We start from the raw sequence: 23,899 nt of genomic DNA, 5'->3' as shown, positions 1-23,899 counted from the left end.
TAGAGTAACGTCTGACATCAACCAGACCTCGCAAAAGGGGCGTCGAGCGGTGATGAATACCAGAATTCCACGGCGGGTCTTGCTGTTGGGCGGATTGGGCGTCTTCCTGTCAGGCTGTGCCGGCAAGTTCCGGTCCTACAACGGTCCCGAAGTGACCCGGCTGCGTATGTACAAGGCGCAGCGGCTGCTGGTTCTGGACGGGGCGGATGATGTCTTGCGGACCTATCCCATCGGATTGGGCTTCGCGCCCGAAGGCCACAAGCAGTTCGAAGGAGACGGCCGCACGCCGGAGGGCTCCTACGCGATTGACCGGCGCAACCCGGACAGCCTCTTCCACCTCTCCATCGGCATCTCATATCCCAATGAGGCCGACATCGCGTTCGCGGAGGCGCAAGGAAAATCGCCGGGTGGCGACATCTTCATCCACGGGGGGCCCCGCAAGGGGATCGACCCGATGAACAAACGCGACTGGACCGCGGGCTGCATCTCCGTCACCGACCGGCAGATCGAGGATATCTACGCCATGGTGCGGGACGGGACACCGATCGACATCTATACCTGATGGTCAGGCAAAACGACGGCGCAGCGCAACGTTGATAGCTTCGATGGCGATGACCATGACGACGACGGCAATCGTGACGCTGGCCGCCTTGTCATACTGGAAAGAGCGCACGTAGGTCTGGATGTAAAAACCGATCCCGCCCGCGCCGACAATGCCGAGGATCAGCGACTCGCGCAGGTTCAACTCGAACCGGAAAATCGTGTCGCGGGCGACGACCGGCGCCATCTGCGGCCAGATCGCGTATCTGAGCCGCACGAGCGGCCCGGCGCCCGCGCTTTCCAGTGCGGCGATCGGCGCGCGGGACACGCCGTCGATCGCCTCGGCATAGAACTTGGCGAGCATCCCGGTGGCATGAAAGGCGACCGCGATGATGCCGGGCAACGGCCCGAGCCCGACAGCGCCCACCATGAGCATGGCCACGAGGATCAGCGGAATCGCCCGGATGAAAGCAAGCAGCGTTCGGATCGGCCGGAACACCGCAGGCGATACCATCGTCTCAGACGCGAGAATGCCGAGGGGAACGGACAGGATCACAGCACCGAGGGTGCCGAGGATCGCGATCCGCAGCGTTTCCGCGCTGCCCTTCTTGATCTCGGCCATCACCGTCGGGTCAGGCGGAAACATCCGACCGAGGAAATCGGCAATGCGCGGGCCGGCCGACATGAGACGCGACAACTCGACATCGGTCGTGGCGAAGGACCACAGGATCGCGGCGGCGATCAGACCACTCGTCGTAAAGCCGCCAAACCCGCGGAACGCCATCAGGACACCGCCCTGAGGCCGATACCGGGGATTGGCTCAACCGCCCGATAGAGCTCCGCTGTCGCATCCTCGTTCAACTCGGAGGCCGGCACATCGAAGGCGATCCGCCCGCCACGAATGCCGATGATGCGCTGCGCGAAACGCCGCGCCAGGTCGGGCTGGTGCGACGAAAACAGCGCCGTCGCGCCGCGCGCTTGCGCCGCCCCGGTCAGCAGCGCCAGGATCTCACCTGCACGCGTGGGGTCAAGGTTGCTCACCGGCTCGTCGGCGAGGATCAGCCGTGGCTCCTGCGCCAGACACCGCGCGATGGCGACGCGCTGTCGCTGCCCACCACTGAGACTGTCGACCCTGCGTTCGGCAAGATCGGCAATGCCGCAATCGGCAAGTGCCGTGCGCGCAATCTCCAGATCATGCTTGGTCGGCGATCCCATCAGGGCCCGCAGCGGCGACATGCGCCCCACGCGGCCATTCAGGACGTTACGCAGAACCGTGGAACGCTCGACCAACGCAAACTCCTGAAACACGAAACCGGTATCCGGACGGCGCGCGCTCGGCGGCGGGCGGTCGGGATCGAGCGGCGCACCCAGAACGGATACCCGCCCGCTCCAGCCTTGGAGCCTGCCGTCGAGCAGTGCCAGCAGGGTCGTCTTGCCCGCCCCGGACGGGCCGAGCAAAGCGACGCTCTCGCCCGCCGAAATCCGAAACGAGACCCGCTCCAGCGCCGGAAGGTCCGCGCCCGTATGGGCAAAACTCAGGTCGTCTATTTCGATAGCTGTGCTCATCGCAACAGCCCGTATTGCCGTGCCATATCGCGTACGCCGTCATAGGCGGCGGAGTCGGCCCTGACATAGCCGTCCGGACCGTAGAGATAGCGCAGCTTTTCGCGGTTTTCCGGCGCATTGAGCCGCAGCATCGCGTCGACAAACCGGGCCTGCAGGTCGGTGTCGAGCCCCGGGCGAGCGATCACCAAATGGCTCGGGATCGGCGCGCTTTCCGCGATCCAGGTTACCTCCGCCTGTTGCTGCGGTGTCAGAAGCAGGTCGGCATACTGGCTGGCGCCCGCGGCATCGACCAGGCCTTCGGCCATTGCCTGCATGGCTTGTTGGTAGCCGCCCGCGAAGAAGACACGGCCGAAGAATGCGTCCGCCTGTCCAGGGCCTTCGATCAGCCCGGCCTCCACGAATTCGGCGAGCGGATAGAGATAGCCCGATTCCGAGATCGGATCCGCGAATGCGATGTCGCGTCCGCGCAGGTCTGCGAGCGCGCCGAGGCCGCTGTCGCGCCGCACGAAGATGCGGCCCGTATAACTCGGCGCGTCGCGGTAGACCTCGGACAGGAGCGGCACGGCACCGATCTCGGCCTCGGCCAGAACGAAGGGCAGGGCGCCCATGAAGGAGATATCCGCGTCGCCGTTGCGCAGCGCCTCGACCGCCGCTGCATGGTCGATGGTGACGAACCCCTCGACGGGGACGCCGATCTCCTCTGCCAGCCATCCGGTGATGGCCTCGATGTCCCCCAGAAGCTTGTCGGGGTTCTCTTGCGGGATGAAGGCAAGCCGCAGGGTTACGTCTTGCGCGGCGAGAGGTGTCGCCAGCGACACCGCGCCCGCGCCGACCAAGGTCAGTATCGTTCTACGGGTCAGATGGACCGGCATCAGAATGCCCTCTCTTCGATTGCATCGGCTTCGGACTTGAACGCGGTCCAGCTTGCTTCGGCGGCCTTCCAGTCATCGGCACGGACGGCGGCGCCGACCGCGGCCAGACGTTCGGCCAGCGCATAGACCTCGGGCCGGGCGGGGAGGTTCGACATGGTACTGGCGTCCGCCGAGAGGTCCGCGGCCACGGTGTCGGTCAGCAGCAGGATATGCTCCGCGTCCCGCCGCGGCAGTAGCGTATCGATTGTCGAGGCGAAGGTCGTCAGTTCGGCGAATGCCAGCCGGAAAGCGGTGTTCTCGGTGTCGAAGGCTTCATAGGGCTCGTCTGCCGCGCCAACGGTCTCGAGATAGGCGGTTAGGTCGGCGCGGTCTTCCTCGGTAAGCCCAAGCGATTTCGTCTCGTCGAACCAGTCCACGACGGCGGCCAGCGTCGGCAATGACCCGTCGTGGAAATAGGGGGCGGTATAGGCCGTGCCGAGCAGCGTGGGCGTGTCCAGCGCACCGGCGCGGGCCCCCTCGTAGCCCGGCGCTACTGAGCCGATGTCGTGGGCCTGCCGGTCGAGGAAGTTCGCGTCTGGCACGTGGCAACTGGCGCAGGACCGATCGCCGAGCCCGGCGAAGGGCGTATTGAAGATCTCCTCGCCGCGCCGGGCGGCCTCTTGGGTCGTGTCGGTCAGACGGCCATCAGTCGTCAGCATGGAATTCGGCAGGAAGTCGAATTCGAGCATGTAGGCGACGAGAGCGTCCAGCATGAAGGGCGTCGGTTCCTTCCCGCCGAACTCGTTGACGACCACGTTGCGGGTGAAATCGCGCAAGGAGGCGAAGCGGCCATCGCGGCCGTAGGGACCGGTAAAACGCAAGCCGCGCAGGCTGGGAATGTCGAGCGGGTCGTCGCGCCTGTCATTGAAGATCGGGTTGAAAAAGGCGCCGTCCACGTCGATCGCGCCCGGTTGGTGGCTGGCGCCGGGGATGAAGAGCCGCTGGTTGACGTCCGAGCGGTTGTGACAGGTCGAGCAGGCGATCCCGAGATCCTGCGCCGGGCTTCCAAAGAGTTGCGCGCTGTCGAACAGCATGTCGCCGTAGGCAACAAGCGGCAGATCGGTCTCGTCGATGCCCTGTTCCTCGAAGTTGAGCACGAGCAGCGGCAGCGGGTCCTGATCGAAGATGTCGGACCCAGGCGGCAGGCTTGGCGGTACCTCGATGGCCTTTCCGCTGAGCACAGCTGTTTCCGGCAGGGCGCTCAGCGTCCGGCGCGGAGCGAAACTGTCCAGGAGGTAGTTCTCCGCAAGATAGCCGGAGATGACTGCACGGGCGGCTTCCATCGTGTCGCGATCCGCAGATGTGGCGCCAGCGCCGAGAACACCAGCGGAACCTGTGCTGCTGTTGAGCTCCAGCCAGGCGAGGCCGATGCGTCTTGCAGCTTCGGGATCGGCCGCCGCGATACCATCCTCAAACGCACGGTAGAGTTCGCGTGCCGTCTGCACCGCCAGCTGTGCTGTCGCCAATTCTTCGGCCGCGAGAGCACGGTCCAAATTCTCCTCAATCCTGAGCGCTACAAGCCGCGTCGCCTCGGCGAAGACCGCCTGCAGGTCTTCGCGCATTATAGCGTCCAGGAGACCGTCGGGCTCGATATCGCTTTTGCGGTCCAGCCACGCCAGCGCCCCGACAGAGAATTCCGAACCCCGGTAGGGTTCCGTCCAGGCGGTCTCGATGTCGTCCCAGGGCAGAGGCTCGAGATTTCCAAGAAAGAGCGTCAGACGGTAGGCCGCTGCCTCGGGAAGCCAAGGCGCCTCCTTGGCCGGCGTCGCGGCGACAGGTCCGGACAGGAGGAGCGCACTTGCGAGTGTGGCGAGCAGCACTCTCATAATATTTCGCATCACCACGGCCTCCAAAGTACAAAGTTAGACATGGCTAACTTATCTACCCGAAGCAAACAAGTTGTCAATCCCGCTGTTTCGCTGCAAAGTCCCGAGTATGACAAAGCTACAATCACAAGGGCGTGAGCCATTCGAAGCGGTCGACCGGGCTCCCGAGGCGCAGGCCGATGGCTTTGCGACCGTGCGTCAGGCACATGAAAGCGAGATGGCGGAGGATTACGTCGAACTGATCGCGGAACTGATCGAGACGCGCGGGGAGGCCAGACCGGTCGAGATCGCCGAGCGGCTTGGCGTGAAGCCGCCGACCGTGACCAAGAACATCTCGCGGCTCAAGGCTGCTGGTCTGGTCCGGCGGGAGCCATACCGCGCGATATTCCTCACCGATGCCGGGCAGGACCTCGCGGAGATCTGTCGACGCCGCCACAGGGTCGTCGTCGCCTTTCTTCTGAGCCTGGGAATCGACGAAGAGACCGCGGAACGCGATGCGGAAGGGATCGAGCATCACGTCAGCGGGACGACATTGGAGGCGTTCGAGCGACGGCTCAATCAGAAATGAGCTCGCCTAGATGCACATTCGCGCGATTCTCTATCGGGACCTCGAGCTATCGGGTCTTCAAGCCGCTGACACGTTTGCGCAATTTCGAAGCTCGCTAGCCGAGAACCCGCGACAGCTCGATGGTTGCAAACAGGGCGACAAGTCCGAAGGCGATCGCAGACGCTACCGCATATTGGAGGATATCCAGATGATTCCCCCTCCTCCGTCGTGCCAGATAGCCACCCCAGATCGCGCCTCCGATAGCGCTCACGATCACAAGCATCAGGATACCTCCGTTCCAAAATGCCGCGCATCGGGATCTCGTCCGAGCAAACTGGCCAGCCAGCCGAAGACCCAGCACCCAAAAACAAGAACCGACAAGGTCCAGTCGCCGAACCGCGCATAGGGCGTTGGAGTACGCGCGCCCGGCAGGCCGGCATCGATGACGCCTGTTTCCCCGGTATCGAGACGCGCGACGACCTCGCCATTGGTGTCGATGATCGCGGATATCCCGGTGTTGGCCGCCCGGACCACGGGAAGCCCTTCCTCGACCGCGCGCATCCGCGCGGAGGCGAGGTGCTGCTCGGGTCCAATGCTGGTTCCGAACCAGGCATCATTTGTGGCGTTGAATATCCAGTCGGGGCGGAAAAGGTCATCGACTACCTGGCCCGGAAAAATGATTTCGTAACAGATCGCCACTGCGACCAGAGGCGCACCCGGGATCGCCAGCGTGCGTGGCCCTGGTCCTGGCGTGAAATCGCCCAAACCTTCGGTCAGCCGCTCGATCGGCAGCCAGCCTCTCAGGGGCACATATTCCCCGAACGGAACAAGATGATGTTTTGCATATCCCGTCAGAATTTCGCCGCTGCCGTCATAGGCCTGAACCGTGTTGAAATATCGGGTTTCCCCATCGCCCTCTACGCGGTCAGGCGCACCTGTCAAAAGGATCCTGCCGTCTGGCAGAACCGTGGATAACCGCCTACGCGCCAAGGCGTCCTCGTCCAGAAAACCGGGAAAGGCCGTTTCCGGCCAAAGCAGCACATCGAAATGTCCGGGTTGCGCGGACAAGCCCAAGTATTTTTCCAAGGTTCGCTCGCGGCTGCCCGGTGCCCACTTCTCGACTTGTGGAACATTGCCTTGGACGATGCGCAAAGCAACGTCTGTGGGCGGCACGTCCTGACCTAACCGAAGCGCACCGCCAACCCAGAGACCCGTCACAGCAACGGCGAAGAGCACGAGAACAGGCGCGCGTCTCTTTGGCGCCGCCACAGTCAACACACCTGGCAATATGCCGATGAAGACCGTGAGAAAGCCCAAACCGTAGCTTCCGACCCAGGCGGCGGGTTGGCGCAGGGCGGCATAATCGACAAGGGCATAAGCGGCAAGGTTCCAGGGAAACCCCGTCAGGACATGCCCCCGCAGCCATTCTGCGGCAACCCAGCAGGTTGCAAGCAGAAGACCTGCCGTAATGCCGTCGGCAGCACGGCGCTGCATGATGGTTGCAAATAACATCGCCGCAATCGCCGGGAAAATGGCCAGTCCGGCGGACAGCCCCGCGACTGCCGGGATCGCAAGAGCACCGAAACGTTCGGAATCGACATAGAAGCTCTCGGCGATCCAGGAAATTCCAATCCCGAATTGGCCCAGTCCGAAAGCCCAACCGACAAGGAAAGCGCGCGAGGTTGAGATGTTCCGGAGAACGACAAAGAGCACGGAGAAGGCGACGGGGACCGCGATGAGCCAAGAAAACGGCGGAAGGGTCAAAACCGTCAATCCGCCGGCAGCAAGGGCAAGACCCATGCGCTGGAACAGGTTCGGGTCTTCACTAACGAACTGCGGCAAACCCAGCTTCATCAATCGATCTGAAGTCGAGCGCCAACCCAGGGCGCAACGAGCAGCAGCACCACGCCGCCAACCACAAAAACATCGGCCAAGTTGAAGGCAGGCCAGTGCGCCGTCCCGATGTAGAAATCGAGGAAATCCGTCACCGCACGATAGCGCAGGCGGTCCAGAATATTGCCGAGAGCACCGCCGATGATCGCACCATAGGCAATGGCCTCGACCCGGCTGCCGGAACGGATCAGCATAGCCGCCAACCAGACGCAGATGCCAAGCGCCAATACGACAAGGCTCCACCACGGCGCACCGCCGAGAAGCCCGAAGGTCACCCCGTCATTGCGCAGGTAGATGAGATTGAAGCCGGGAAAGACCGATACGCCGGAACTAAGAACAGTCGCATTGGAAACAACGATTGCCTTCGTTGCCTGATCGACAAGAAAGGCGATCAGAGCAGCAAGCAGACCGACGAAGAGGCAAGTTCTCATCCGCTTATCCCAGCCAGACGTCGAGGAACAACATGATCACAAGGCCAACCGCGAGGCCGAGCGTCGCCCTGTTCTGATGGCCGGAACGGTGGGTTTCCGGAATGATTTCGTGGCTGATGACGTAGAGCATCGCCCCGGCGGCGAAGGCGAGGCCCCATGGCAACAGCGGCTGCGAGATGCTGATGATCCCAGCCCCAAGAAGCCCACCTACCGGCTCGACAAGACCTGTCAGGGCGGCGATGCCCCAAGCACGAAACCTGGAATAGCCCTCGCCGAGCAACGAAACCGCCACCGCCAGACCTTCGGGCGCATTCTGGAGGCCGATGCCGATCGCAAGTGGTAACCCGCCCGACAAACCGTCAGCCCCGAACCCGACGCCGACGGCAAGCCCTTCGGGAAAATTGTGGATCGTGATTGCGATGATGAAAAGCCAGACGCGCCGCAGCGATGCGGCGTCGGGACCTTCCCGCCCCGTCTTGAAATGTTCATGCGGTAGCCGTTCGTTCATCAGAGCGATCGCGCCCATGCCAAGCAGGATCGCAACACATACGATGGCCGCCGGGAGAGCACCGTTGTCGAACTGTCCTTCAGCTGCGTCGAGAGCCGGGATGATCAGCGAGAAGAACGAAGCCGCGAGCATGACACCCGCCGCGAAGCCAAGCAGCAGATCGCGCGTGGCCCGGGACGGGATGCGCCCAAAAAGAACGGGGACCGCCCCGACCGCGGTCAGCGATCCGGCGGCCAGGCTTCCAAGAAAGCCAAGCGCTATGGGGGAGAGGGGTTCCAATTGTTAAGGTTCTGCCGCGAGTTCAGTCAGGAGCCGAGTAGCTGGTGTAGACCTCGGTCGATCCGTCTTCGTGGATCAGGAAGACATCGTAAGCCTCCCGGTCGTCCTCCGGTCCCATGCCGGGCGACCCGTAGGGCATTCCCGGCACCGCCAGGCCTACCGCGTCTGGCCGGTCCTCCAGCAGGCGTTGGATGTCAGCCGCCGGCACGTGGCCCTCGATCACATAGCCGTCGACCAAAGCCGTATGGCAGGAGACCATGCGCTGCGGCACGCCATTGTCGAGTTTGAAGCGCACAAGAGATCCTCCGAACATGTCCTCGCCCATCGGCGCGAAGCCATTCTCCTCGAGGTGCTTCATCCAGGACAGGCAACAGCCGCAGCCGTTTGTCTTCCGGACGTCGATCTGAATCGCCTCTGCGACGGCCTGCGCCGCAGGAAGCAAGGCAAATGCGATGGCAAGGGCGGGAGTAAATCGTTTCATGGATCAAAGCCTTTCGGTTGTCGTCTGTGCAAATTCGCTGGCGAGCCTCTCAGCAAGAAGTGAACGCGCCTCACGCAGTCGCTCAAGCGCGGCCGTGTCGTCCGCTTCACGCTCGGCCGCCTCTGCCAATCGGTCGTCAGAGAGAGGGTCGGTTGGGCGACCGTCCACCAGCACTTCGTAATGTAGGTTGGGGCCTGTCGCGGTACCCGTCGCACCGACCCGCCCGATCATATCTCCGGCCATCACGCGTTGCCCTTGTGTGAGCCCGTCCGGTACGGCGCTCAGATGCGCATAGCGCGTCAGGGTGTCGGAGCCATGAGCGATCTCGACGACCCGGCCATACCCACCGCGTCGGCCGATGAAGCTAACGCGGCCCGGCGCCGTCGCCTGTACCGGCGTGCCGCGCGCCGCCGCGAAGTCGACTCCTGTGTGCATCCGTACATTGCCGTAGACCGGATGGGTGCGGCGCCCGAACACAGAACTCAGCCGTGCACCTTCGACCGGTTGCGCAAACACGCGCAGGACTTCTCCGTCGACATAGATCGTCGCTTGGCCGCTGCCGTCGTTCGGCCAGACGATTTCATAGACCGAGCCATCGATATCCAGTGCGGCAAAGGCAAGCTCGGGCTGACCAATCCTCTTGTTCCCGTCTCGGGCCTCGCGCCAAAGGAGGCGCATCGTCTCGCCACCCGCAAGATCACGACGGAAATCCACGGTGCCGCCCAGCATCTGCGCCAGGTCCACCGCAAAACGGGCGGGGATGTCTGCCGTGTTCAGGGCGGCGAAAATCGAGCTCTCGATCACCGCCTCGCCGGCGAAAGTCACCAATTCGGGATCCGGGTCCAACACGCGGGCGGCAAGCTGTTCGCCGAAGACCGCCTCTATCCGGACACCGTCTTCGACGGCGAGCTCTACACGACGCGGGTTGTCGTCCGTTGTGGAAACCACCGTAATGATGTGACCCGGACGCAGACGGCGCAGATCGTATTCCGTGCCAATCGCCAAGGCGATTTCGGCGCGATCCGAAGCATCCAGCCCCGCATCGGAAAGGACCGCATCAAGCGTCTCGCCGGACGCAATCTCCCGCGACCAGGTGACCAGCGGGGGCTCGATAGATGGCAAGGAGGTATCAGCGGGGGAAACGGTCAGGAGCGGCCGGGGTCTGAACTCGAATGCGATATCCGCCTGGGCGAGTGTAGGGCGGACCGAATTGGTTTCGGTAATCCGAGGCGGCGCAAGCGGATTGGGAGTCCAGAGGGTCGCTTCAGCAATCGCAGGGGGCACCGGTTCTTTGGACAGAACGCCAGAGATGGCGATGGCGGTCACCGAAAATGCGCCTGCGACCGCAACGGCCGCCAAGACAGTTCTTATCTTCATGTTGCCCCCTCTACGTCTTCTGTCAGTGCGCGCTGGATCTTCGGCACCGCGAATTCTCTTTGCTCGTGATAGTCGATCATGGTGACGAGCTCACCCTCGGCATCGAACAGGAATACGCTTGCCGTATGGTTCATCGTATAGCCGCCGCCCTCAGTCGGGACGCGCTCAAATGAGGCACGAAACCCTTCTGCAGCGCGGGCAATTTGGTCTTCCGGCCCCGTCCAGCCACGAATGACCGGATGAAAATAGCCGACATATTCGGCCATGGCCTCGACCGTGTCCCGCTCCGGGTCGACCGTGATGAAGACCACGTTCATCTCTGATGCTTCGTCGCCCAGTTCCTCAAGCCAGCCGGAAATATCCGATAGGGTCGTCGGGCAGACGTCCGGGCAGTAGGTGAACCCGAAAAACACCATTGTGGGACGACCGATCAGGTTGCCAGGCCCTACCTCATTTTCCTCGTGGTCGGTCAGCCGGAACTCCATCGCCGATAGGGGCAGGGGCCGCTGCCCTTTTGGTTCAGGCGCACCGGGCCCGTCCACCCGCCACCAGCCCACGAAGAGCGTCAGGCCAAGAACGCCGGCACCGGCTGCGCCGTATAGAAGGAGCTGCCGACGTTGCATCAGCCCTCCGGTCCACGCGCGGCGATTCCGAGGATTGGGACCTCGACCGTCACCTTGCCGCCATCCGAGAAGGTCAGTGTCAGCGGGAAATTCTCGCCTTCGGTCATCGGCTCTTGCAGCTTCATGAGCATGGCGTGCAACCCGCCCGGCTCCAATGCCACGCTTTGGCCGGGCTCAATCGTGATCTCGCCTGCAGGCGCCATGGAACTGACGCCATCGGAGTTGGTTTTCGACTCATGGATCTCGGGCATCATTGCCAGCGGTGTCGCAAGTCCAGTCAGCGTCACGGCGTCTTCACCCGTGTTGCGCACGGTCAAATAGGCGGCACCTGGCCTGTTGACGCCGATCGAGGCGCGGGACCACGCGTTCTCGACCACGACATCCTCCGAACCGGCCAGTGCGGGGGCCGACAACCCTGCAACCGCCAGAAGCACGGCCAATGCATTGGTATATCTCAGCTTCTTCACCACTCGTTTCTCCTGCTTCCGCAAATCAGCTTTGGCTTGCCGCAACTTCCACTGCCACCAGCCTCCGCAATTCGGCCTCGCCGAACGGATCGAGAGGCTTGCCGTTCACGAAGAACGTGGGCGTTTGGCGGACCCCGACTGTCTCGACATCGGCGCGGTCCTGGTTGAGCACCGCCACGACACCGGGGGCCAGCATCTGTGTCCGGGCGGCATCCGTATCGAGCCCTGCGGTCGAAGCTATCTGTAAAATCAAACCCGGCTCCGGCGCCCCGTGCGAGGCCCACTTCGGCTGCTCGCGCAGGACTGCCTCAAGCACGGGTTCAAACACGTCCTGCATGCGCGCCGCCTCGAGCACACGGATCGCTTCTACTGACGCCTCGCCGTGAAAAGGCGTGTAGCGAATTACAACACGCACCGCGTCTCTGTGCTCCGCCATGATATCCTCGACGACCGGATAGAAAGCGCGGCATGCCTCGCAGGCTGGGTCGAAGAATTCAACGATGGTTACGGGCGCATCCGCAGGTCCAAGGATCGGGGAATAGGGTCGGATCAGCGCGTCGGCCAATTCAGGGTCGATGGGATCGGCCGCGGCACTCGGGTCGGGGCGGCGGGCATACCAGGCGGCACCGCCGAAACCGGCGACACCGAGCGCGAGAACGGACAGGATGAGGCCGCGTCGTTTCATTCTTGTGTTTCCTTCAGTGAGACGGCCGACAGCAGCCCGATCACCACGAAGGCGGCGAGCGCCATCAGGGGGATCGGAACGCCGAAGACCAATTGATTGTCGTCGGTACAGGATGGGCCGGTCGCCGTGCAGGGCTGGATGCGTTCGGGGATCAGCCCGACATAGAGGCCGAGGTGCCAAAGTGCTATGGCGGCGCCCCCGATTGCCAGCGCGATCCCGTAGCGACCCACGCGCCGATCCTGCCACCACAGCCCAAGCCCGAGGATGATGCCCAAGGGGAACATGAAGGCACGCTGGAACCAGCAGAGCACGCAAGGTGTCTGCCCCAGAACCTCGCCGATGAAGAGCACGGCAAGCGACGCGGTGAGCGCGATGATCCAGGCCAGGCCAAGGGCCGTCTCTCCGGAAAGTCGGGTCATGACGATCAGATCCTCTGTCTCAGATCGGCGAGGATCTCTTCGGCGGGCGTGCCGTAGGGCCAGGAGTCCGCGAAGCCTGCTTGCGTGTCGAAAAGGAAAAGATGCGACGTGTGACCCATCGTGTATCCGCCCGGCGCAGTCGCCTGCTCGATCCGCTCAAAGAATATCGGAAAGGTTTCGGATGTCGCGGCGATCTGCTCCGGTGTACCGGTCAGCCCGATGATCCCTGCGTCGAACAGGGGCACATACTCGGCAAGTGCAGTCGGCGTATCCCGCTCCGGATCAATCGTTATGAAAATCGGCTGAACCATTGCTGCCTCATCGCCCAGGCCCTCCATCACGGCCGCGACTTCGGACAGTGTTGTCGGACAGACGTCGGGGCAATTGGTGAAGCCAAAGAAGACCAGCATCCAGCGCCCTGCGAAATCTTCGTCCGTTTGGACCATGCCGCGATGATCGGTCAGTTCGAAATCAGCAAGAAACGGTGGTTCACTCTCGGTGCGGGCAAGATCGGCACGGTAGTCGGACCATAGCAACAGCCAGATGAAAACGAACGCCGCCGCGCCCGCCAACACCCACAATACCTTCTGAAGACCTGAAAGCCTCACGCCGCTCCGCCCGAATTGGATTCTCTAATTTGTGTGCGTTTACATCCTCTAGCTACTGTAGGTTCAAGCGTGATTCCTGCCCTGCGGCAGCACGTCACGCACCTGTGAAGTTAATGCTCTCTATTCAGCGCTTCAAAACCTGCCGTCACTCAATGTTTCGCTGCTTCGTCTGACCCTACGGGTGGCCATCGAGGGAAGGCAACGGCAAGTTCCGCTAAATCCGACGCCTGCGGAAAACGGACCTGCAGATATAAAGCTGCTACGCAGATGCACTGCAAGCATGAGTTATTTATTAAGGTATCAGTCTAAAATAACGCTTGAACCTACAGCAACTGCAGGAACTACAAACAACGCGAATCAACTGTCGGATTCTGCTCACGGCATGCACGCACAAAGAACTTCATCCCACTCGGTTTTCCGCCCACCCCCATCCCGTTTGCGATTTACAGAAGCGAACACAGGCGGAAAGTGGAGAATGTCGCGATATGATCTCACTAGAATGAACGATGAACGATGATCATGCTGAATTCCCCCAATGCAGAAACCTTGTCCGGCTCGGATGCAGAAGCGCTACTCAGGAGAACGCAAAATGACACCTGAGATCGGACAATTCGCACTTATCCTGGCGCTTGCCGTCGCGATTGTTCAAAGCATCCTGCCAATTGTCGGGGCAAGCACGGGGCGCGTGCTTTGGATGGAAAGTGCCAAGACGACAGCCGCGCTGCAGCTGGTGTTGGTTGCCATGGCATTCGGCGCACTCATGCGATCATTTGTTGTCAGTGACTTCACGGTTCGAAACGTGGTGGAGAATTCCCACTCGCTGAAGCCGATGATCTTCAAGTTTGCGGGCACCTGGGGCAGTCACGAAGGGTCCCTACTTCTCTGGACCCTTATTCTCGTACTTTTCGGAGCTGGGGTCGCGCTGCTGGGCAGAAACATTCCGGTTGGTCTCAAAGCGCGAACTCTATCCGTTCAAGCCTGGATCAGCGTCGGTTTCCTGAGCTTCATGCTCTTTACATCCAATCCGTTCGAGCGGGTGTTTCCGCCGCCTCTGGATGGCACAGACCTTAATCCTCTGCTGCAGGACATCGGGTTGGCGATGCATCCCCCGCTCTTGTATTTTGGGTATGTCGGCTTCTCGATCGTCTTCTCCTTTGCGGTCGCGGCTCTGATAGAGGGTCGGGTGGATCCCGCATGGGCGCGTTGGGTGCGGCCTTGGACTCTGACGGCCTGGATCAGCCTCACTGCGGGGATCGCACTCGGCTCTTGGTGGGCCTATTACGAACTTGGCTGGGGCGGCTGGTGGTTTTGGGACCCGGTTGAAAACGCATCCTTCATGCCATGGCTGCTGGGTACAGCACTCCTGCACTCCGCTATCGTCACGGAAAAGCGGGACACGTTCAAAAGCTGGACCATTCTTTTGGCCATCCTGACCTTTTCGCTGTCACTTCTGGGGACATTTATCGTCCGGTCCGGCATTTTGACATCCGTTCACGCGTTCGCGGTCGACCCGGCGCGCGGCGTGTACATTCTCGGCCTTCTTGGCGTGACCATTGTCGGCTCACTGACACTTTACGCATGGCGCGCGCCTCAGCTTGGATCGGGTGGCGTCTTTCGGCCAATCAGCCGCGAGGCCGGGCTTTTGCTCAACAACCTTCTGCTCGCGACCGCAACGGCGACCGTCCTTTTTGGAACACTCTATCCATTGTTTGTGGAAGCGGTGACTGAAGAAAAGATCTCTGTAGGACCACCGTATTTCAACGCGACGTTTATCCCTTTCATGCTGCCGCTCGTCATTATAATGGGAGTTGGCCCATTCCTGTCTTGGAAACGGGCCGATCTTCCCGGTATCTGGCAGCGGCTGCGCTGGGTTTTTGGTATCGCGATTGGTATTGCGGGGATCGTTTGGTACCTTCAGACAGACGGGCCCCTGCTTGCCGTGGTCTCGATAGGGATTGCAGCCTGGGTTTTTTTTGCGACGTTGCGCGAATGGACGCTGCGCATCAAGCTCTTTAATTTACCGCTTTCACAGTCTCTGCGTCGCGCACGAAACCTGCCGCGCGCTGCGCACGGTATGACGCTCGCGCATCTCGGCGTTGCAATGCTTGTGCTTGGATTCGTAGGTTCAACTGCTTGGAAAGAAGAACGTGTTCTTTTCGCAGAACCGCGGACGACCGTAGAAATCGCCGGTTTTGAGGTAGTATTTGACGGCGTCGAACGGTTGCGTGGTCCAAACTACATCGCACAACAAGGCCAGCTTCGCGTCTTGAAAGATGGACGGGAGATTGCGCTTCTTCGTCCGGAGCGCAGAAGCTATCCGGTCGCGGGGACTTCAACAACCGAATCTGCAATCAGATCAACGCTCACCGGAGATCTCTACGTCACCATCAGTGAGCCCGCGGCCGATACGGCGTCGGGCCAGTGGAATTTGCGCGTTCTCTACGAGCCACTGGTCAACTGGATATGGATCGGAGCGATGATGCTGGTGCTTGGCGGGTCCCTTTCGCTATCGGACCGCAGATTGCGGGTGGGTGCGCCGTCGCCAAAAAGCCGGTCGTCAGCGCTTCGACCGGCGGAATGATATGATGAAGAAAATCCTTCTCGCGATGCCAGCGCTGGTCGCAGTGATCTTGGGTGGATTTTTGTTCTGGGGGCTAAACCCGGCCCGAGATCCTAACGCAATCCCTTCCGCTTTGGTCTCCGAACCAGTTCCGGACTTTGAACTTCCACCGGTAGAGGGCACGCAGACACCCGGACTGTCGACCGCAGCTCTTCGTAGCATTGGCGAGCCGGTTTTGGTCAATGTATTCGCTTCATGGTGCGTGCCCTGTCGTGCTGAGCATGCGGTGCTAACCAGGCTTGTTGAACAAGACGGTATTCGGCTGATGGGGATTAACTACATGGACAAACCAGCAGATGCCGCAAACTGGCTGGAGGAGCTTGGCAACCCCTATGAAAGGATCGGATCAGACAGCGAGGGCCGGGTCGGTATCGAATGGGGTATTTCGGGGGTGCCTGAGACGTTTGTGATCGATGCAAACGATATCGTAGTATATCGCTACGTTGGTCCCATTGTGACGCCAGAGGCACAGGATGAAATTCGTGCTGCGTTGGCCGCAGCAGGTGGTCAATCATGAAGAGTTGGCTCTATTCACTGGTGCTGGTGCTTGCCGCAACAACCGCGGCATGGGCTGTGGAGCCAGATGAGTTGCTGGATGATCCAGTGCTTGAGTCGCGCGCCCGGGAGCTCTCAAAGCAGCTGCGCTGCGTTGTCTGCCAGAATCAGGATATCGATAGCTCAAATGCGGGTGTTGCCCGAACGATGCGCACCTTGCTGCGCGAACGTCTGATTGCAGGTGAAACAAATGACGAGATCATTGCGTTTTTCGTAGATCGATATGGTGACTTCGTCCTGTTCAGGCCGCGCCTGAAACCCGCCACGTATCTGTTGTGGTTCGGACCAGCGGTTCTTTTTGCCGCTGGGATTGGCGTTGTCTTTGTCACAATCAGGCGCCGAAGCAGGGCCGTTCTTGATGGCACTGCTGATCCACTGAGCCCCGATGAAGAGCGTGAGTTCAAAGCCATTTTTCATGAAAATGAAGGACGGAGAGACCCATGATTTGGTTGGTATTATGCGCTATGGCATCCATCACTGTCCTTCTGTTCTTGTCCGGTCTCTATCGAACGGGTGAAGTCCTGAACAGAAAGGATGGAGCGTTGGTTATCCTCAAGGATCAGCTTTCCGAAATTGATACTGATCAAGAGCGGAATCTGATATCCGTTACCGAGGCCGAAGCGGCCAGGGTTGAAATCAAACGCCGCATTCTGGCTGCCGGTCGGCTTGCGACACGTGAGTCGTCGCGCGCAAGTGGGCGAAGCACCATCTTCGCGTCCGCCATTGCCACGCCCTTGGTAGCCTTCGCTCTGTATTCTCAAATCGGCTCGCCACAGATCGAAAGCCAGCCTCTGGCGTCTCGCGCATCTGAAACCCAGGAAGCCGCAAACCTCTCAGAGTTGACCCAGAGACTAAAAACCCGGCTTGAAGCAGACGAGTCTGGTGGACCAAGTGATGGTTGGGTTCTGCTCGGTCAGACCTATATGACAATGGCTCGTTACGATGATGCCGCCGAGGCATTCGAACGCGTCACTTTCCGCGACAATGCAGATATCTCAACCCTATTGCTATATGCCGAGGCCTTGATCGCAGCCGAGAACGGGATCGTGACGCCGCAAGCGGAAAGCGTGATCGAACGCGCATCGGAGATGGACCCCGATGATCCAGGCCCAATTTTCTATAGAGCCCGGATCCTCGAACAGGACGGGGTTCCAGATGAAGCGAGGACGCTTTTGATCGAGCGCCTCAAGAGAGCGGATCGCGCCTATCCGTGGATGGAACTTTTCCTTTCTGTCGCCAACCGATTGGGGGAACAGGTCGGAGAGAGCCCTGTCACCCTAGCTGATTTCTTTCCGGACTCTCGGGACGCGCGCAGGCCCGGTGCGGCCGATATCGAGGCCGCTCAGGACATGTCGGTCGAGGAACGCAGCGCTTTCGTCCGCTCCATGGTTGACCGCTTGGCGGCGCGATTGTTGGATGACCAAGACAATCTTGAAGGATGGCTTCGGCTTGCGGAGGCGTACAGTGTATTGGGTGACTTTGATGCTGCCCAGAACGCCGCTGACAATGCGCGCACCTTGGCCGAAAGCCTTCCGGAAACCGACCCTATGCGTGCCGCCGCCACGGCCCGATTGGATCGGATCAACAAATAAATTGGGGCCGCGTGGTCTCAGATACATAACAGCTTTCCCTTCACCTGAAACTAAACCACTGTAGGTTCTGCCTCCCTTGAGCGATGCAACGGCACAGTGTCATTGTTCTCGGGCAACGCTGAGGTTGGCATCCGACAGCGCTTTGAGAACGGCATCCGCGGATAGCAATTCAGATAAAATGATACCTTCAGGAGCATCTGGACCGTAGACGATGTTGAACGGAATTGCGTATCTGCCGTGCGCCTCCAGATAGGATTGGATTTTCGCGTCCGGTCGCGTCCAATCCGCGCGCATCGCAATCACGCCTTCCTCGCCAAGTGCTCCCAAAACTGGTTCACGATCCAGGACCAGGGTTTTGTTTGCTTTACAAGTGATGCACCAATCCGCAGTAACGTCCACGAAGACAGTTTTGCCCTGCGACACTTCACGCGCGATCCGGGACCGGTCGAACTCGACCCAGTAAGAAGTGATCGAGTTTGTTACATCATCGGAGCTTTTTGGCAGCAGTGCAGGGGCCGCCAACGTCATGCCCAAAACCGCAGTCATTCCCCACAGCAAACCGTTACGAGGCTGAACCTGATAGGCTCTCGCCGCCAGTACGATGAGCCCAAGACCCAGCAGCACCAGGCCTGTGAGGGTTGGCGACGTCACACCAATCAAGACCCAGCATAGCCATGCAACGGTTCCGGCAAGCAGCAATCCGAGAACGATCTTCACGCTTATCATCCAGGGTCCCGGTTTGGGCAGTCGAGACAGGAAACCAGGCCAAGCGGCAACCAGAATATATGGCAGTGCAAGCCCAATCCCCATCGCTGTGAAAACCGCAAGTATATCGCCTGTCGTGCCGGAAAGGGCGAAGGCAATGGCTGTCCCCAGCAACGGGGCGGAACAAGGCGTTGCAAGTATCGCAGCCAGAGCGCCGGTGGAGAAGTCTTCGACATACCCCCGCCCAAAGCGGCCAGATAGCCTAGCCATCCAGCTGCTGGGCAAGGAAATTTCAAAAACACCAAACAAATTTGCCGCGAAGAGTCCGACAACGAGAATGAGTGCGATCAGAAAATATGCATTCTGAAACTGCACGCCCCATCCAACGGCATATCCGAGCGTCTGCAGCGCTATGACCGCCAAGGCCAGCACCCACATGAAAGCAACAGTTCCCCCAGCCGTAGCGAGAAACCCCGCGCGCAATTGTGAAACGGAGCGATTCTTCATTCGGAGCGCCGATCCGAATTTGATCGATAGAACGGGCAAGACGCATGGCATTAAGTTCAGTATCAACCCTCCCAGGAAGGACAGCAAAAGAATCGGGAAAAACTGACCCCTATCTTGGCTGGTCTCGGATGAGTAAGGTGGCGCAGGTACAACGTCGGTAGTGTTCACATCATCGAATGTAACCGCGACATCCTCGTCTACGACCGTAATTCGAAGGGAGGTTTGTTCCTCGCTTAACGCGAGAATCGGGATACTTGCCCAGAGACCGGTGCGATCACTTGTAAGGCGGATGTCGGGTGCGCCGAATGCAGAGCTTGCACCAAACTCTGGAAAAAGGTCGGGATTGTTCCAGCCAGAAGGCCGCGTCATTTGAACAACCAATGCCTGATCCTGCTTCAGCGATGCGCCCGAGACCGCTATTGCACTTTCTGGCCCTGCAACAGGTACGCGAGCGGCCCATGTCGCGATATCGGTCGCGGCTTTCGCATCGACGCCCGTTCCCAATGGCACAGGGAGTGTCAATTCAAACCTTTCCGGAATGCACACATTGGAGCAGATCAGCAGATCGACGAGTCCCTTCAGCTCGGCCGCTCTATCAGAGTTCGCAAGCCGCAACTGCAATGGAAATATTACTTGTTTGGCATAGCCGAAATTTTCAATTCCGAAGGCGCGGAAACGCGTGGGTGCGGGCCAAAGCATGTCGACGGATTCAAGGTTTGTGGACCCCTCCCAATCGATCTCCGGCGGCAGGCCAACCTCGCCTGGCGACCGCCAGTACGCTTTCCATCCTTCCTCCAGTTCAATCTTCAAACCCGCCGAAAGGAACTGCGATCCTGGGGCGATTCCTGCTTCCGCGACGATCAAACGTGCCGTCAGAACTTCGGAACGATACGCATTGGATTCCAAGGCGCGAACTGGGCTTGCCACTAAAACAAGAAAGAGTGCGAGACCGACAAGCAATCCATGATACCCTGCCAAGGTTATACGCATATTCTGACCTCTTTTTTCTTCGCGCTCAGTCTCGGGAAGTTGCTGCAACGTGCTGTTCCCGAACGCGTTGCGGTGCCGTCGACCCCTCAAACAGTGGGCACAGCAAAGGGTCCGAATTACGAAGCAACAGCGATGCTCATTTAAGCTTCCTGCAAAACAGTCTCTTTATCTGCGTCAAACACAAATTTGACCCGCTCTCCATGGTGCCGCGCTTATAGGCTAGCGCCGTTTAAAGGTTAGTCCTCAACTAACTTTTCACGGTACCTCCGTAGTTCGCCCGTCGAGTCTCGAAGCTGGTCGACAAAATAGTCAAACCACAGGAACAGCCAGATGAAAACGAACGCCGCCGCGCCCGCCAACACCCACAATACCTTCTGAAGACCTGAAAGCCTCACGCCGCTCCGCCCGAACCTGATTCTATATTTTGTGTGCGTTTACATCCTCTAGCTACTGTAGGTTCAAGCGTGATTGTCATCGATCGGCCAACAATCACCGATCTGTGAAACTCGGGTGAAGCTTGTGATGCGCACCGCATAAAGCTACACCCACTGTAGGTAATGTGGGGAGCGGAAATGCTGACGATTGGGACGCTGGCGAAGAAGACCGGAACAAAGGTGCAGACCATCCGGTATTACGAGCAGATCGGACTTATGCCTGAGCCCGGCAGGACCGAGGGGGGCCAACGACGCTATGGCGACGCCGAACTCGACCGCTTGTCATTCGTCCGGCACGCACGGCAACTGGGGTTCTCGTTGGACGCGATCCGTGAGCTCCTCGATCTCAGCGATCATCCGGGAAAGTCCTGCGCTGAGGCGGATGCAATAGCCCGTCGGCAACTCAAACAGGTCGAGCAACGATTGGCGCGGCTCGAGGCGCTGCGGACGGAATTGAAGCGGATGGTGCATGAGTGCAGCGGCGGACAGACTTCTGATTGCCGTGTGCTCGAGGTACTGCGCGACCATTCCGAATGCCTGACCGACCATGAAGAGATCGGCGCCTGAGCAATTTCGACGACCTTTGATCGGAACGCAAAAAGCCCGGTGTTAGTTACTCATTGGCAATTCACTAATTTGGATACCCGGCATGGCGGAGCAGAGAAACGCAACGGAAAGACGCACACTCTGGATCGTGCTGGGTCTCAACATCGGGCTGGCAGTCGCTTTCTTCGCCTCGGGCGCATTCGGCGAGTCAAGCGCGCTTATCGCCGATGGCCTCGACAATCTGTCGGACAGTTTCGTCTACGCGATCAGCCTCTTCGCGCTGTCCCGCTCCGCCAAGTGGAAGCGCGGAGCGGCGAACGTTTCGGGCGGCCTGCTGATCCTCTTCGCCCTTGGAATCCTGTATGACGCGTGGCGCCGCTACGTCGGCGGATCGGATCCTCTTGGCACGATCATGATTGTCATGGCGCTGGTAGCGGCGGCCATCAACGCACTTTGCGTCTGGCTGCTGGCACGGCTTCGCGATCCAGACGTAAACATCCGAGCGGCGAATACCTTCAGCTGGAACGACTTCGCGGCCAATCTCGAAATCGTCGTCGCAGGCGGGCTCGTGGCTTGGCTCGGAACGAACTGGCCGGACCTTGTCGTGGGCGTGATTGTCGCCGGCATCGCGGCCTGGGGTGGCGTCGGTATCCTGAAAGACGCGCATGGTGAACACCACAAGGCGGTGCACGATGACAATCAGGCAAGTGAGGACATCGCCTGAAATCGGGGCTTGAAGCTATAGTGACTGTAGCAACTACATATTCTCGTGAACAATTCGAGGAGCTATCCCGTGAACCCCGCCGACCCTCATTCGGCCAAAACCCGGCTGCTGGATTTTGACGCGACCTCAATTGCAAAACTGATCGAGGAGCGCGGCTGGGCAGACCTTCCCAGCGAGGACCGAACTGGGGCCATCTATGATTTCGTCAGGAACGAGATTACCTTCGGCTACAACCGCGCCGACGACATTCCGGCGTCCGAGGTCCTCGCAGATGGCCACGGGCAGTGCAACACCAAGGGCACGCTCCTCATGGCCCTGCTGCGTGGCGTGGGAGTTCGCTGCCGACTGCACGGGTTCACAATCCACAAGGCGCTTCAGAGAGGCGTCGTTCCGGAACTCGTCTATCCCCTCGCGCCGTCCGAAATCCTCCACTCCTGGGTAGAGGTGGACTTGGGCGACGGATGGGTCAATCACCGCCAGAACTTCGGATTTGTGCGCGACTTGCTCTATCGCCACGTCATCCGTCACTGGATGAATGCCAGGGTTCGCCGCATCCGCCGCGGAATCTTGCCGCCGGTCCCCGGATTCGATCGGCCGAACCACCGCCATGAGGAGACGAACCGTGCCGCATGATCACGGCCACGCCCACATCGATCCTCAATCCGGTGATCGTCGCGTCTCCATCGCCATCTGGGCCAACGGCCTCCTGACGGTCGCGCAGATCGTCGGCGGGATCCTTTCCGGCAGCCTCGCGCTGATCGCGGATGCCCTCCACAATTTCTCGGACATGGCGTCGCTGGTGATCGCCTTCTTCGCGCGTAAGATCGCTCGCCGCCCGGCGGACAAGCGCATGACCTTCGGCTATGGGCGGGTAGAAATCGTCGCAGCGCTCATCAACTACACGACACTTATCCTGATCGGCTTCTACCTGATCTACGAGGGTGGCATGCGCATGATCGACCCACCAGAGGTACAGGGCTGGACGGTGGTGATCCTGGGCGGTGTGGCACTGGTCGTCGACACGTTGACGGCGCTGCTCACCTATTCGATGCAGAAAGGCAGCGTGAACATCCGTGCGCTCTTCCTGCACAACCTATCGGACGCTTTGGCCTCCGTGGCGGTCATCATCGGCGGCTCGCTCATCCTCCTCTACAACATGCGGTGGGTCGACCCGGCGATCACCATCGGCATCGCTCTCTACATCCTCTACCTCGCATTTACCGAGATCGGCGGTCCGATTCGGACGCTGATGCTCGGCAGTCCACCGGACATCGATAATGAAACCGTCGTTCAGGCGATGCGGGGTGTGGATGGTGTCGCGGACGTTCATCACGTGCATCTGTGGCAGATGCAGGAGCACGAGGCGGCTCTGGACTGCCACGTCGTGCTGACAGCGGACGGCTGGGGTCAAATCGAAAAGATCAAGGCCGCGATCAAGGACCGGCTGAAGGACGATTTCAGCATCGGTCATTCGAGTCTGGAATTTGAGCACGAAGACCGCGCACACGAAAACGCTGACCTTTACGGTCACGGCAAACCGGAAAAAGAGGAGGAAAACCATGTTCACCGAGACACTGACAGCTCATGACGACACGATTGGCCTCGCCTGCGAGGGCAAGCTCAGCGAAAGCGACCTGAAACGGATGCACGCCCTGCTTCATGAGCGCCTGCAAGAGACAAGTAAGCCCGGCCTGGTTCTCGATCTCACGAGGTTCGAAGGCTACGATGGGCCGTCCGCTCTGCTCGAAGATCTGAAAATCGACACAGCCCATAGGAATGACTTCCGCCGCGTCGCTGTGGTGGGCGAAGGGGCTTTGTTGGAGTGGGGAACCAGGTTCGCCGACGTGCTGACCACGGCAGAACTCCGTTAGTTCGACCCGGCGGAAATGAAGGCGGCAATCGCCTGGGCAAGTGAAAGGTAGAGTAGCTTTCAATCAGATGCCTTCGCAGAAGACAGCATCTGTTCGAAACCATAAACAAAAGAACTACAGCAGTTGCGAGACCCAAGAGCAATCCGAAAGTTCTGAACATGGTCGCTCCTTTCGCAAAGGAGTAACTTTGGTAC

Annotated in this window: 26 protein-coding genes; 11 read left to right on the top strand and 15 right to left on the bottom strand. The window is 60.1% G+C overall.

Features of this window, described 5'->3' with window-relative positions; all coding sequences use genetic code 11:
- Positions 1–52: 52 nt before the first annotated feature.
- Complete coding sequence (locus ACXADQ_RS00565) at positions 53–562, top strand: L,D-transpeptidase family protein (protein ID WP_085818091.1); 510 nt, start codon at positions 53–55, stop codon at positions 560–562.
- A gap of 3 nt (positions 563–565) precedes the next feature.
- On the opposite strand, the gene phnE is transcribed toward ACXADQ_RS00565, so the two are convergent.
- Genes phnE through ACXADQ_RS00545 form a run of 4 tightly spaced genes read right to left on the bottom strand, consistent with a single transcriptional unit; the run spans position 566 to position 4,855 of the window.
- Positions 566–1,324 (bottom strand): phosphonate ABC transporter, permease protein PhnE, encoded by a 759-nt coding sequence (phnE, locus tag ACXADQ_RS00560; protein ID WP_085818092.1) that lies wholly within the window; start codon positions 1,322–1,324, stop codon positions 566–568.
- Positions 1,324–2,106 (bottom strand): phosphonate ABC transporter ATP-binding protein, encoded by a 783-nt coding sequence (locus ACXADQ_RS00555; RefSeq protein ID WP_475313850.1) that lies wholly within the window; start codon positions 2,104–2,106, stop codon positions 1,324–1,326. The genes phnE and ACXADQ_RS00555 overlap by 1 nt, the downstream gene beginning before the upstream one ends.
- Positions 2,103–2,978, bottom strand: a complete 876-nt coding sequence (locus tag ACXADQ_RS00550) for a phosphate/phosphite/phosphonate ABC transporter substrate-binding protein (RefSeq protein ID WP_475313845.1) — start codon at positions 2,976–2,978, stop codon at positions 2,103–2,105. The genes ACXADQ_RS00555 and ACXADQ_RS00550 overlap by 4 nt, the downstream gene beginning before the upstream one ends.
- Positions 2,978–4,855 (bottom strand): cytochrome c peroxidase, encoded by a 1,878-nt coding sequence (locus tag ACXADQ_RS00545; RefSeq protein ID WP_475313840.1) that lies wholly within the window; start codon positions 4,853–4,855, stop codon positions 2,978–2,980. Before ACXADQ_RS00545 ends, ACXADQ_RS00550 begins: the two co-directional genes overlap by 1 nt.
- A 97-nt stretch (positions 4,856–4,952) precedes the next feature.
- Here ACXADQ_RS00545 and mntR point away from each other — a divergent pair, with 97 nt between their 5' ends.
- On the top strand, positions 4,953–5,411 hold the full coding sequence (mntR, locus tag ACXADQ_RS00540; RefSeq protein ID WP_008327326.1) for a manganese-binding transcriptional regulator MntR: 459 nt from the start codon (positions 4,953–4,955) through the stop codon (positions 5,409–5,411).
- Positions 5,412–5,672: 261 nt separating this feature from the next.
- Here mntR and lnt read toward each other — a convergent pair whose 3' ends face one another.
- The 10 genes from lnt to ACXADQ_RS00490 are packed head-to-tail and all read right to left on the bottom strand — an operon-like array spanning position 5,673 to position 13,125.
- On the bottom strand, positions 5,673–7,244 hold the full coding sequence (lnt, locus tag ACXADQ_RS00535; protein ID WP_475313834.1) for an apolipoprotein N-acyltransferase: 1,572 nt from the start codon (positions 7,242–7,244) through the stop codon (positions 5,673–5,675).
- Positions 7,244–7,714: a signal peptidase II gene (lspA, locus tag ACXADQ_RS00530; protein ID WP_475313829.1), complete on the bottom strand. Its 471-nt coding sequence runs from the start codon at positions 7,712–7,714 to the stop codon at positions 7,244–7,246. Before lspA ends, lnt begins: the two co-directional genes overlap by 1 nt.
- Positions 7,715–7,718: 4 nt before the next feature.
- Positions 7,719–8,501: a ZIP family metal transporter gene (locus tag ACXADQ_RS00525; protein ID WP_475313827.1), complete on the bottom strand. Its 783-nt coding sequence runs from the start codon at positions 8,499–8,501 to the stop codon at positions 7,719–7,721.
- A gap of 22 nt (positions 8,502–8,523) precedes the next feature.
- Entirely contained in the window at positions 8,524–8,982 is a 459-nt protein-coding gene (locus ACXADQ_RS00520; RefSeq protein WP_007803465.1) for a DUF411 domain-containing protein, read from the bottom strand.
- 3 nt (positions 8,983–8,985) lie between these two features.
- Entirely contained in the window at positions 8,986–10,359 is a 1,374-nt protein-coding gene (locus tag ACXADQ_RS00515; RefSeq protein ID WP_007803467.1) for a M23 family metallopeptidase, read from the bottom strand.
- Positions 10,356–10,982, bottom strand: coding sequence for an SCO family protein (locus ACXADQ_RS00510; RefSeq protein WP_007803468.1), 627 nt, complete (start codon positions 10,980–10,982; stop codon positions 10,356–10,358). Before ACXADQ_RS00510 ends, ACXADQ_RS00515 begins: the two co-directional genes overlap by 4 nt.
- Complete coding sequence (locus tag ACXADQ_RS00505) at positions 10,982–11,452, bottom strand: copper chaperone PCu(A)C (RefSeq protein WP_475313818.1); 471 nt, start codon at positions 11,450–11,452, stop codon at positions 10,982–10,984. Before ACXADQ_RS00505 ends, ACXADQ_RS00510 begins: the two co-directional genes overlap by 1 nt.
- Positions 11,453–11,474: 22 nt before the next feature.
- Complete coding sequence (locus ACXADQ_RS00500) at positions 11,475–12,134, bottom strand: DsbA family protein (protein ID WP_216340072.1); 660 nt, start codon at positions 12,132–12,134, stop codon at positions 11,475–11,477.
- Positions 12,131–12,553: a disulfide bond formation protein B gene (locus ACXADQ_RS00495; RefSeq protein ID WP_475313815.1), complete on the bottom strand. Its 423-nt coding sequence runs from the start codon at positions 12,551–12,553 to the stop codon at positions 12,131–12,133. Before ACXADQ_RS00495 ends, ACXADQ_RS00500 begins: the two co-directional genes overlap by 4 nt.
- Before the next feature lie 5 nt (positions 12,554–12,558).
- Positions 12,559–13,125: an SCO family protein gene (locus ACXADQ_RS00490; protein ID WP_007803475.1), complete on the bottom strand. Its 567-nt coding sequence runs from the start codon at positions 13,123–13,125 to the stop codon at positions 12,559–12,561.
- 625 nt (positions 13,126–13,750) lie between these two features.
- Between ACXADQ_RS00490 and ACXADQ_RS00485 the strand changes: the two genes are divergently transcribed.
- Genes ACXADQ_RS00485 through ccmI form a run of 4 tightly spaced genes read left to right on the top strand, consistent with a single transcriptional unit; the run spans position 13,751 to position 17,928 of the window.
- A complete protein-coding gene (locus tag ACXADQ_RS00485) occupies positions 13,751–15,742 on the top strand; it encodes a heme lyase CcmF/NrfE family subunit (protein ID WP_108895400.1) in 1,992 nt (663 codons plus the stop codon).
- A gap of 1 nt (position 15,743) precedes the next feature.
- Complete coding sequence (locus ACXADQ_RS00480; RefSeq protein ID WP_442417781.1) at positions 15,744–16,298, top strand: DsbE family thiol:disulfide interchange protein; 555 nt, start codon at positions 15,744–15,746, stop codon at positions 16,296–16,298.
- Positions 16,295–16,780 carry a cytochrome c-type biogenesis protein gene (locus ACXADQ_RS00475; RefSeq protein WP_108895401.1) on the top strand — a complete coding sequence of 162 codons (486 nt, stop codon included), beginning with the start codon at positions 16,295–16,297 and terminating at the stop codon, positions 16,778–16,780. The genes ACXADQ_RS00480 and ACXADQ_RS00475 overlap by 4 nt, the downstream gene beginning before the upstream one ends.
- On the top strand, positions 16,777–17,928 hold the full coding sequence (gene ccmI, locus ACXADQ_RS00470; protein WP_475313812.1) for a c-type cytochrome biogenesis protein CcmI: 1,152 nt from the start codon (positions 16,777–16,779) through the stop codon (positions 17,926–17,928). Before ACXADQ_RS00475 ends, ccmI begins: the two co-directional genes overlap by 4 nt.
- A 99-nt stretch (positions 17,929–18,027) precedes the next feature.
- On the opposite strand, the gene ACXADQ_RS00465 is transcribed toward ccmI, so the two are convergent.
- Positions 18,028–20,130: a protein-disulfide reductase DsbD family protein gene (locus ACXADQ_RS00465; protein WP_475313810.1), complete on the bottom strand. Its 2,103-nt coding sequence runs from the start codon at positions 20,128–20,130 to the stop codon at positions 18,028–18,030.
- 572 nt (positions 20,131–20,702) lie between these two features.
- Here ACXADQ_RS00465 and ACXADQ_RS00460 point away from each other — a divergent pair.
- The 5 genes from ACXADQ_RS00460 to ACXADQ_RS00440 all read left to right on the top strand — a co-directional run bounded on the left by ACXADQ_RS00460 (position 20,703) and on the right by ACXADQ_RS00440 (position 23,705).
- On the top strand, positions 20,703–21,131 hold the full coding sequence (locus ACXADQ_RS00460; protein ID WP_007803476.1) for a MerR family transcriptional regulator: 429 nt from the start codon (positions 20,703–20,705) through the stop codon (positions 21,129–21,131).
- Positions 21,132–21,213: 82 nt separating this feature from the next.
- A complete protein-coding gene (locus tag ACXADQ_RS00455; protein WP_475313808.1) occupies positions 21,214–21,834 on the top strand; it encodes a cation efflux transmembrane domain-containing protein in 621 nt (206 codons plus the stop codon).
- A gap of 69 nt (positions 21,835–21,903) precedes the next feature.
- Entirely contained in the window at positions 21,904–22,467 is a 564-nt protein-coding gene (locus tag ACXADQ_RS00450) for a transglutaminase-like domain-containing protein (protein WP_475313803.1), read from the top strand.
- Positions 22,457–23,422 carry a cation diffusion facilitator family transporter gene (locus ACXADQ_RS00445; RefSeq protein WP_007803480.1) on the top strand — a complete coding sequence of 322 codons (966 nt, stop codon included), beginning with the start codon at positions 22,457–22,459 and terminating at the stop codon, positions 23,420–23,422. The genes ACXADQ_RS00450 and ACXADQ_RS00445 overlap by 11 nt, the downstream gene beginning before the upstream one ends.
- Positions 23,394–23,705, top strand: coding sequence for a SpoIIAA family protein (locus ACXADQ_RS00440; RefSeq protein WP_007803481.1), 312 nt, complete (start codon positions 23,394–23,396; stop codon positions 23,703–23,705). Before ACXADQ_RS00445 ends, ACXADQ_RS00440 begins: the two co-directional genes overlap by 29 nt.
- The last annotated feature ends 194 nt before the right edge of the window (positions 23,706–23,899 follow it).

The sequence above is a fragment of the Thalassovita sp. ABM4_323 genome (assembly GCF_056158665.1).
This window is presented reverse-complemented; position numbering and strand designations above follow the sequence as displayed.